The following is a 1,111-nucleotide window of genomic DNA, read 5'->3' on the forward strand; positions in this document are numbered from 1 at the left end:
CTGTGGTGGACCGTGCGTCCGGGTCCGCTGCGCTGGCGTCGCTGACCGACCGTCCCGGGACGCGCCGGCGCGAGCGCCGCGGGGCGCGGTGGCGGCGGCGTTGCGGGTGCCTTTCGAGCTGATATCAGGAACGACTCACCCCTGGCGGAGAGCATCGCGTCGATTCCCACGGTGCGCGCGTCCGTGCCGGCCGACGATCCCGACGACTCGGCATCCGTGAACGACCGTGGCCCGCCTCGACGCGATATCACCAACGACTCAGCTCGAAAGGCAGTCCCACCCGAGGCAGCGGTGCCGCCCACCGTGGACCACGTCCTGGTGGTCGGCAGGGGCGTGCCCCCCGCGCGGTGACCGGCCCTGCCCCGGCGTGGACCGCGCCCGGCGCCCGTCGGCCGGCGGTCGTCGGTCAGCGGTCGGCGGCGCGCAGCTTGCGGACGAGCTTGCGCAGACCGGCCTGCCAACCGTCCGGGTCCTCGGCGCGGCGGCGGGCGTAGTCGGCCACCTCCGGGTGGGGCAGGATCAGGAACCGCTCCTCGGCCAGCCCGGCGACGACGGTGTCGGCGACCTGGTCCGGGGTGAGGATCGCGCCGGACGCGGCGATCACCCGCGCGCCCAGGTGGCCCTCGGTGAGGCCGTCGGCGAGCATCGGCGTGTCCACGCCCTGCGGGCAGAGCGCGCTGACCCGGATGCCGGCGTCGCGATAGGTGATGGCGAGCCACTCGGCGAGGCCTACCGCCGCGTGCTTGGTGGCGGTGTACGGGGCGTCCCCGACCGCGGTCAGCACGCCGGCCGCCGAGCAGGTGAGCAGCAGGTGGCCCTGCCCCTGACGCAGCATGCCGGGCAGCACGGCCCGGGCGCTGTGCAGGTGACCGAGCACGTTCACCCGCCAGGCCCGGTCCCAGTCGGCGTCCGGCGCGTCGATGCCGCCGCCGGTGGCCACACCGGCGTTGGCGCAGAACAGGTCGATCCGGCCGTGGCGGCGCTCGGTCTCGTCGACGAGCGCGCGTACCGCCGCCTCGTCGGTGACGTCGAGCCCGACCCCGGACGCGACCGGGCCGATCGCCTCGGCGGTCGCGCGGGCCGCGTCGGCGGCCAGGTCGGCCAGCACGAC

General features: G+C 76.1%; 1 protein-coding gene. It reads right to left on the reverse strand.

The genetic code is table 11. The annotated features are described in order from the left end of the window. Positions 1-406: 406 nt before the first annotated feature. Positions 407-1,111: SDR family oxidoreductase (locus tag HUW36_RS33280; protein WP_174531635.1), on the reverse strand; the 705-nt coding region annotated here is incomplete at its 5' end.

Origin of the sequence: Micromonospora maritima, assembly GCF_902825405.1 — a bacterium.
GTDB lineage: Bacteria > Actinomycetota > Actinomycetes > Mycobacteriales > Micromonosporaceae > Micromonospora > Micromonospora maritima.